Consider the following 8,572-nt stretch of genomic DNA (forward strand, 5'->3'; position numbering starts at 1 on the left):
GCGGGCCTTTTTGCATTCATTGCCCCACCGCAAACCGCTTTCGTGTGCGGTTGGCAAAGGCCACCAGCGTCAGCATGACCGGCACTTCGACCAAAACGCCTACCACCGTTGCAAGGGCCGCTCCGGAATTGAGGCCGAACAGGCTGATCGCGACGGCGACGGCCAGTTCAAAAAAGTTCGATGTTCCGATCAATGCGCAGGGTGCTGCGATCCTGTGGGGAACCTTGAGGGCGAAAGCGGCGGCATAGGCAATTGCGAAAATGCCATAGCTTTGCAGAACAATCGGCACCGCAATCAGCGCGATCACCGAAGGGCGTGACACGATAACCTCGCCCTGAAGGCCGAACAGGATCATCACTGTCACGATCAGGCCAATCACCGAAAAGGGTTTGGCCTTCGCCTGAAACGCCTCGATTGCCCGCGCCGACCCCAGCCGCCTGCGTGTCAACACCCCCGCGCCCAGAGGCAGGGCAATGAACAGAACGACCGACAGCACCAGGGTTTCCCAAGGCACCGTGATGTCTGTAACGCCGAGAAGAAAGGCAACGATCGGGGCGAAGGCAACCACCATGATCAGGTCATTCACGGACACTTGCAGCAACGTATATGTCTCGTCCCCACGGGTAAGCTGAGACCACACAAACACCATCGCCGTGCAGGGGGCCGCGCCCAGCAGGATCAGCCCGGCGATGTATTGCGAGGCATCCTCGGGCTCGATCCAGGCCGCGAAAACATGCTCGAAAAACAAAACGGCAAGGGCGGCCATGGTAAACGGCTTGATCAGCCAGTTCACGGCCAAGGTAATGATCAACCCGCGCGGTTGGCGTGCGACATCCTTCAGCGAAGCCGGATCGACACCGACCATCATCGGAAAGACCATTGCCCAGATCAGGACCGCGACAACCAGATTGACGCTGGCGACCTCGGTCATGGCGATGGCCCCGATCAGACCGGGGGCAATATTGCCCAGCAGGATGCCGGCCAGCATGGCCAGGGCGATCCAGACCGACAAATAGCGTTCAAATACACTCATGATGGGATGTCCTGTTTTGTGTTTATGTGGAGTTGTCTGGTGCCCATCCAACTTAGCCCAATCATCATTGCTGCTGTTCCAAGGCACAACGGCAAGCCACCGATCTGATAGGTGACGCCCGAAAGCAATGTTCCCAAAAGACGCCCGGCCGCGTTGGACATGTAGTAAAACCCGACATCCAGCGTGACCCGGTGAGAACTGGTGAACGCGAGGATGAGGTAGGAGTGAAGCGAGGAATTCACCGCGAAAACACCCCCGAAGAGCAGCAGACCGGCAACAATCGCCGTCGTCAGGGTCGCCGAGGGCGCGGCGGTAAACCAGACCAGTACGCCAAGTGATGCCGGTATGACCGCCAGCAATAAAACCCAGACGCGCGCCAGTGCGATGATTTCCGCCCGAGTGCGATCCGCAGCGCGCAGAATGCGCGGGGCCGCGCCCTGAACCGCACCGTAGAGAATGGTCCAAACTGCCATGAAACTCCCGATGAGGAAAAATGCGTCGCGGTTCCCCGCTTCGGTTCCATCGGACAGGACCGCGTAAAAATAGATCGGGATGCCAACCACGAACCACACATCGCGCGCGCCGAACAGGAAAATTCTCGCGGCGCTCAGCCAATTGACGTTGTGATCCCTGGAAAACACCTCGCGGAATTTTGCGCCCTTCCGCCCGGTCGGCAAGCCCGAAGGCATGCCGAGAGCCGTTGCCAAAAGGATTAGGGCAAGACCAGCGGCCATTGCCAGAACCGAGGCGACAAACCCGACCGAGGCAAGCAGAATGGCCCCCAGTAAAAAACCCGCTCCCTTCACCGCATTCTTGGAACCGGTCAAAGCGGCGACCCAGCGAAACAATCCGCCCGGCGCCGAGGGCGCAAGCAGTTTCACGGCGCTTTTTGAACTCATCTTGGCAAGGTCCTTGGCCACCCCCGACAGGCCTTGCACAACCATGACATAGGCAACAGAAGTCGCGATTGCCCAGGCCGGATCAAGCCATGCCAACGCCAGCAGCGCCAGCACTTGCAGGCCAAGACCGGCATAAAGCGTCGAGGTCAGCCCAAAGCGCGCGGCAAGCCATCCCGCCGACAGATTGGTCACCATGCCGGCGATTTCATAAAGGACGAACAGATAGGCCAGCTGCACCGGCGAAAAGCCAAGTGTGTGAAAATGCAGCAGGACCAGCATCCGCAGCGCGCCGTCGGTCAGCATGAAGGCCCAATAGGCCGCGGTGACAGCCATATAGGCCGCCAACCCCTGTGGTCTGCTCATAGAGACCTGCCCACCATCTGCGCCACATCCACCAGGCGGTGCGCATAGCCCCATTCGTTGTCATACCAGGCATAGACCTTAAGCTGTGTGCCATTGACGACCATCGTTGACGGCGCGTCGATGATCGCGCTGCGCGCATCATTTGTATAATCGGCCGAGACAAGCGGTCGCTCTTCATACCCGAGAATGCCCTTGAGCGGCCCCTCTGCGGCAGCCTTGAATCTGGAGTTGACCTCTTTGGCCGTTGTCTCGCGCTCAAGTTCAAATACGACATCGGTGAGCGAGGCGTTCAACAGCGGCACCCGCACGGCGTGGCCGTTCAATTTGCCGGTAAGTTGTGGAAAAATCTGGGTGATCGCCCTGGCCGAGCCTGTGGAGGTTGGAACCAGGCTATTAAGCGCCGAGCGGGCGCGGCGCAGATCTTTGGCCGGGCGATCAACGATGGTCTGGGTGTTGGTCACATCATGGATCGTGGTCATCGAGCCATGCCTGATACCGAATTCTTCAAGCACAACCTTGACCACCGGGGCCAGACAATTCGTGGTGCAACTGGCGGCGGTGACAATACGGTGTTTTTCCGGGTCATAAATGTCGTGATTTACACCAAAAACGATATTGGCCGCCTCGTCCTCTTTTACCGGCGCAGAGACCACGACTTTCTTCACACCAGCGGCAAAATACGGGGCAAGTTTCTCGGCAGTTTTGTAAGCGCCGGTGCAGTCGATCACGACATCCACCCCCGCAAGCGGCAAATCGTCCAGAGTGCGGGTGGTGAAAACCGGGAGGCGCGTGCCATTGATGGTCACACTGGTTTTGTCATGCCTGAAATCCGCCCGCCAGCGGCCGTGGACCGTGTCAAACTCCAGAAGATGCGCATGCAGTTCCGGGTCGCCGACCGCGTCGTTGATAAAGGCAAGTTGCGCGCCCCTTTCCAGCAGCGGACGCAATGCCAGTTTTCCCATGCGGCCAAGGCCGTTGATTGCATAGACGGTCACAAGGATTTTCCTTCCAGCGATATTTCGTCAACACGCGCCTGCAAAACCGCGCGCTCAAGGGTTTCCGGGCGCAGCGCAGTAAAAAGCGACAGCCGGTTTTTCAAAATCCCATAAGCCTGCTGGAACGCGAGGTATCTCTCGGCCTCCGATCCGGTCGCCTTCACCGGGTCCGGCAGGCCCCAATGCGCGGTGATCGGCTGGCCGGTCCAAGCGGGGCAATCCTCATTTGCGGCCTGATCACAGACGGTAAACACAAAATCCATCACCGGCGCGGTTTCGGTCTGAAATTCAGCGATATGCTTGGCGCGAAGATTGGATATGTCATGGCCCTTTGCGTCGAGCATTTTCACGGCGACCGGGTTTAATGTCGATGCGGGCTTTGTGCCGGCTGAATAAACGTTGAACCTGTCACCCGCCACTGTGGTCAGAATGGCCTCGGCAAAAATTGATCTGGCGGAATTTCCGGTGCAGATGAACAATACGTTGTATTTTTCAGATTTCTGCGATCCTGTGCGCGTCAAACAAAGGTCCGGGCGGCTGTTGCAACAGCCCTGAAAAAGATACTCGATCAGGTCTTCGGCCCCGCCCATGTCAGCGCGATACATCAGCGACGTGCCTTTTCGATGCTGCACGATAAGCCCGGCAGCGGTCAGTGCGGAGAGGTAGACCGACAATGTGCTTGGTTTCAGGTCGAGTGCCCGCCCGATCTCACCCGCCGGAACCTGGTCGGGATAGCGACGGACAAGCAATCGGAACACCGCCATCCTTTGTGCGTGCCCAAGAGTTGTCAGTCGGTCGAGAATCGCTTTTTCCATATTTTGTAAATAATGGAAATAATGAGGGCGAGCAATCCCCCTCCGCGACCTTCTGGCAGTTGCACGGATAGTCCGATAAGCACATATGCAGAGTATGGCACGCGAAGGGATAAATCCGATGCAGGGTTTCATGGCGAAGGCATCGCTTCATGATCTGAGAGGTAATACCCCCAAGTCCGGCGAACGGATCGCGCTTTTGCGCAGGACAATCAGGCACAAATCCTGATGTCACATGATCACAGCCACGCAGCCCCGAAAAACCTGACCCCGGCCTTTCAATGGGCGGTTGGCCTCAACGCGGTTTATGTCCTGCTTGAGGCCGCGGCAGGGTTCATGACCGGCAGTCTCGCCTTGATCGCGGATGCGGCGCATAATCTGACCGACGTTGCCGGGCTGCTGATTGCCTGGGCGGCGATGGCGCTGGCGGAACGCAGGCCCTCGGAGCAGTTTACCTATGGTCTGGGCCGTTCGACCGAACTGGCGGCATTGGCCAATGCGATTGCAATTCTTGTGGGCGTTGGCGCTGTGGTCTGGGAAGCCCTTGGGCGGTTTCAGACCGCCGTCGAGGTGCCCGGTGGCACCATCCTGGCGGTTGCGCTTGTCGGGATCGGTGTAAATTTTGGCACCGCGATGCTTTTCAGATCCTCGCAGCACGGCGATTTGAATGCCAAGGGCGCCTATTTGCACATGATGGCGGATGGCGCTGTTTCCGTGGCCGTGGTTCTGGCGGCGGGCGGTATCATGGTGACCGGCTGGACATGGCTTGACCCGGCTGTCGCCATTCTGGTCAGCGCGGTTATTGCCGTTACCGCCTATGGGTTGATGAAATCCTCTCTCAGGTTGACGTTGGATGGGGTCCCCGAAAATATTGACAAAACCGCCATCGGGGACTGGTTGACCCGTCTTCCGGGTGTTCAGTCAATGCATCACCTGCACATATGGGCCCTGAGCACGACCAAGACGGCGTTGACCGTTCATCTGGTGATGCCCGCCCCGGTCAAGGCCAGCTTTCTCGCCGACACGGCACAGGCGCTTGCGCATGAGTTCAGCATTGATCATGCAACCATTCAGATCGAGCACCCGGATGGCCAGTGTGAGACAGACCCATAAAAAAGGGCGCCCGAAGGCGCCCCTTGGTCCGTGTCTGACCGGGATCAGATGAACGCGAAATCGTCCAGCGTGAGGTCGGCCGCGGCCATGCCCTCGACGGTCACCAGATGCCCGCCGATATCCATCTGCGCGCCTGCCGCCGTGTCGGTGATGTTCAGGGCATCGACAAAACCCTGCAACCCATTGCCACCATTGTCGATATTGGCCTCGCCGGTGTCCAGGTTCACGAGCCGAATCAGGAAGCTGTCGACGCCGTCCTCATAGTCGGCAATGACATCCTCGTCGCCGTCCTTGAAGAAGTTGAACACGAAGACATCCGCCCCCTCGCCCCCGGTCATCACGTCGTCGCCATCGCCGCCGTTGATGGTGTCGTCGCCAAGCCCGCCGTCGATCACGTCGTTGCGGCCACCACCAGCGAGGAAGTCGTTGCCGTCGCCGCCGAGGATGGAATCGTTCCCCTCGCCGCCGCCGACACTGTCATCGCCCGCGCCCGCATCAATCGTGTCCTGACCGGCCCCGCCGCCGAGGTCGTCATTGCCCTCGCCGCCATTGACCACATCAGCGCCAAGACTTGCCCCCATGGTGTCATTCCCGGCGCCGCCATCAATCACCACGCGCACGCCGACACTGTCATCGCCCGCGCCCGCATCAATCGTGTCCTGACCGGCCCCGCCGCCGAGGTCGTCATTCCCCTCGCCGCCATTGACCACATCAGTGCCAAGACTTGCCCCCATGGTGTCATTCCCGGCGCCGCCACTAATTGTGTCATCGCCCGCGCCACCATTGACGACGTCATTGCCAAGGCCGCCATCCATGAGGTCATTGTCCTGACCACCGCCCATGAAGTCGTTGCCGTCCTCGCCATTGAGGATGTCATCACCAACGCCGCCGCCAATCAGATCTTTGCCATCGCCGCCATTGACCACATCGTTGCCATCCGAGGCCGCGAGATTGTCATCCCCTGCTCCGCCGTCCAGCGTGTCATCGCCGACGCCACCAAGTAGCGCGTCGCTTCCGTCACCGCCATTCAGGATGTCGTCACCCGCGCGTCCTTCGAGCCGGTCATTTCCGGCTTCACCGTTGAGCGTGTCGTTCAATACGGCCCCAAGCAGCACGTCGTCCCCGGGCGTGCCGTTCAGCAACAACGCTACGGGATCGTCTGTCGCGACGGTCTCTGTGACGCTCGCGGGCACTTCGGCAGCCGATGCCAGAAACGAGCCGTCATCGGTAAGTGCAAAATCGAGCACGGCATTTTCGAAGTTTGGCGTGCCTTCGACAAGGCCCGCGTTCAGCGCCGCAGTAATCGCCGCATCCCGCACCGCCGGATCAAGCGTGTCGAGCGTTACGATCTCGCCCGGGAAATCCGGCAGGTAGAAACCTCGCAGGCTCTCGCCGGTGTCATAGGTGAACAGGCTGTCGGCGTCGGAACTCACGCGCCAATCCTCGCGGAACTGACCATAGAGGTCGCCAAAGGCGAAGGGTCGTGCAAGCACGCTGCCATCGGCGCGCGCAACGTCGTTGTCAGGATTGCCATCACCATCGCCCAAAAGGCCTTCGAGTCGTCCCAAAAGCTCGTCGTTGAGCCGCACGTCAATGTCGACACGCTCGTCGCGCACGATCACACGCACCTGGCTGTCGCCATTGCCCACAACGTCATCTGCCCCGGCATAGACGATCGTGTAGGTGTCGCCTTCGCGGAACACCTGGTCGTTGCCCACCGTGATCGAGCCGAAATCCTCAAGCTCGGTCGCAACGCCGCCGATATGCAGCGGTGTCGCATCGGTGGCGTCGATCATCACTGCTGTGCCGCCCAGATTGGTGGCGACGGCCGCGTTGACGCTGACGTTATCAGCCACCGGCACCATGCGCGCCTGTAGCTGGAAATTGTTATCGGTGCCTTGCAGCAGCACGAATTCGCCCGCCGCCTGAAAATCGTAACCGACACCATCGAGTGTCGCCAGATGCGGGTCGCCGCTGACCCATGCGCCATTGCCTGTGGTCGGCAGCAGCGGCACGATCGATTCCACGACCCCGCCGTTGCGCACGGCAAAGTTCCAGATACCGACCAGCCCGGTGTTGCCTGCGATCGCATCAAGGCTGAGCATCTCGTCCTGAATGCCCGATTGCGGCAATTCGAAAAATTCACCTTCTTCGCCCGTGCCCGCGGTAAACCCGGCCCGTGCCACCGTGCCACCAAGACCGTCGGTCCCGCCGCTGGCGTTCCCGGTTGTCCAGTTGACGTCCTCGTAGCGGAACTGCATGTCAAAATCGCCGTTGCCCCGGTCGCTCAGGATGAGCTGAAAGGAATTCAGAAGGTCTGTGCGCGACGAGAAATAGCCGACATCATCCCAGGTCACGATCACCTGGTCAGAGAGTTGGTTGAAATCCCAATGGACAAGGTTGCTCCCCTGGGAGTTGCCGCCCGGCGTTGGCGCGACCTCGCCACCCCGGGTGTCGACGTCGGCAAAAAAGGGCGTGATCTCGGGGTTGTTGGAAACCCCGGTAATCACGTCCGGCGTGAAGGTGCCGCGCGGGCTGGCGAATGTAACGGACCCATTGTTGTTGATCCACAAGCCCTCATAGACGGTGCCAAAGTAATTCAGCCCGTTTTCGAAAACCGGGCTCAGGTCGATCTGTGCGGTCGATCCGTCGTCATTGCGCGGCAGGAAATCCTCGCCAAAGCCGAAATCGCCGCCAAGGCCGCGAATAAGGGCCGGGCTGGTGCCATCGGGATTGAGCAGTACATCGGTCGACACGTTATCGAACTGAAGCCGCTGAACATTGATGAGCGTGTCGGTATCCCCGCTTGAGGTATGGGTGATCGTGCTCTGGCCGCTTTCATTCTGCGCGACAGTGTAACCCGAGACCGCCCCGTCAAATACCGCCGTATCAAACCCTGCGCCACCATCGAGAATGTCGTTGCCCGCGGCACCGGTCAGCGTGTCATCACCGGCCGCACCGGTCAGCGTGTCATCGTCCGGTGTTCCGACAAGATCGTCCGCTTCGGGTGTGCCCGGAATATTAAGACCTTCCATGTAGAAGTCTCCCTGATTTGAGTAATGTGTCGCGTCACATCTAAACATCTAGAGATTGGAATGTGAAGGTCTTTAAAAGATGTAAATAACAGTTATATTTGAATAATTCGCACATACTGTTCCGGGATGGATGCACTGTTCATAGTCGCTGCAACAGTTTTGACCCACCGTGATGGTAGGGTCCCGTGACCACGGGTCACACGAAGCTGAAATCGTCCAGCGTGAGATCGGCCGCGGCCATGCCCTCGACGGTCACCAGATGCCCGCCGATATCCATCTGCGCGCCTGCCGCCGTGTCGGTGATGTTCAGGGCATCGACAAA

At 59.4% G+C, this 8,572-nt stretch carries 6 protein-coding genes; 1 reads left to right on the forward strand and 5 read right to left on the reverse strand.

Annotated features, from left to right (window positions below):
* Positions 1-16: 16 nt before the first annotated feature.
* The 4 genes from arsB to BMZ91_RS06785 are packed head-to-tail and all read right to left on the reverse strand — an operon-like array spanning position 17 to position 4,105.
* Positions 17-1,033 (reverse strand): ACR3 family arsenite efflux transporter, encoded by a 1,017-nt coding sequence (gene arsB / locus BMZ91_RS06770; RefSeq protein WP_092836069.1) that lies wholly within the window; start codon positions 1,031-1,033, stop codon positions 17-19.
* The gene (gene arsJ, locus BMZ91_RS06775; protein ID WP_092836071.1) at positions 1,030-2,295 is read right to left on the reverse strand and encodes an organoarsenical effux MFS transporter ArsJ; all 1,266 of its coding nucleotides are present in this window, start codon (positions 2,293-2,295) and stop codon (positions 1,030-1,032) included. The genes arsB and arsJ overlap by 4 nt, the downstream gene beginning before the upstream one ends.
* On the reverse strand, positions 2,292-3,290 hold the full coding sequence (locus BMZ91_RS06780) for an ArsJ-associated glyceraldehyde-3-phosphate dehydrogenase (protein ID WP_092836073.1): 999 nt from the start codon (positions 3,288-3,290) through the stop codon (positions 2,292-2,294). The genes arsJ and BMZ91_RS06780 overlap by 4 nt, the downstream gene beginning before the upstream one ends.
* Positions 3,287-4,105: an arsenate reductase/protein-tyrosine-phosphatase family protein gene (locus BMZ91_RS06785; RefSeq protein ID WP_092836075.1), complete on the reverse strand. Its 819-nt coding sequence runs from the start codon at positions 4,103-4,105 to the stop codon at positions 3,287-3,289. Before BMZ91_RS06785 ends, BMZ91_RS06780 begins: the two co-directional genes overlap by 4 nt.
* A 225-nt stretch (positions 4,106-4,330) precedes the next feature.
* Between BMZ91_RS06785 and BMZ91_RS06790 the strand changes: the two genes are divergently transcribed.
* A complete protein-coding gene (locus BMZ91_RS06790; protein ID WP_092836077.1) occupies positions 4,331-5,215 on the forward strand; it encodes a cation diffusion facilitator family transporter in 885 nt (294 codons plus the stop codon).
* Between the two features lie 44 nt (positions 5,216-5,259).
* Here BMZ91_RS06790 and BMZ91_RS06795 read toward each other — a convergent pair whose 3' ends face one another.
* Positions 5,260-8,250, reverse strand: coding sequence for a nidogen-like domain-containing protein (locus BMZ91_RS06795; protein ID WP_092836078.1), 2,991 nt, complete (start codon positions 8,248-8,250; stop codon positions 5,260-5,262).
* Between the last annotated feature and the right edge of the window lie 322 nt (positions 8,251-8,572).

Origin of the sequence: Roseovarius lutimaris, from assembly GCF_900115165.1 — a bacterium.
Classification (GTDB): domain Bacteria; phylum Pseudomonadota; class Alphaproteobacteria; order Rhodobacterales; family Rhodobacteraceae; genus Roseovarius; species Roseovarius lutimaris.